Raw genomic sequence first — 306 nt, 5'->3', positions numbered from 1 at the left:
CGGCGAGAGGACTTGAACCCCCAACCTACTGATTACAAGTCAGTTGCTCTACCAATTGAGCTACACCGGCGTATTTAATATTGTGTAATATATAGTCTTTCTTACTTACCAGTCACCCAAATCTCAGGGAGATTAATCAAGAAGCTGCTCGATTTGTGTGCTGAAGCACAGCTTCGAAGCTTATTCGATCGTGCTCTACCAATTGAGCTACACCGGTATTCAATAAATGGTGGCTCGGGACGGAATCGAACCGCCGACACATGGATTTTCAGTCCATTGCTCTACCGACTGAGCTACCGAGCCATA

General features: G+C 46.1%; 1 tRNA gene. It reads right to left on the bottom strand.

From position 1 onward, the window contains the following. Window positions 1-227 precede the first annotated feature (227 nt). Window positions 228-303, bottom strand: a tRNA-Phe gene (locus Q1B07_RS26915). Window positions 304-306: the final 3 nt, after the last annotated feature.

The sequence above is a fragment of the uncultured Metabacillus sp. genome (genome assembly GCF_947503125.1).
GTDB lineage: Bacteria > Bacillota > Bacilli > Bacillales > Bacillaceae > Metabacillus.
The sequence above is the reverse complement of the archived record's forward strand: the minus strand, read 5'-3'. Positions and strand labels throughout refer to the sequence as shown.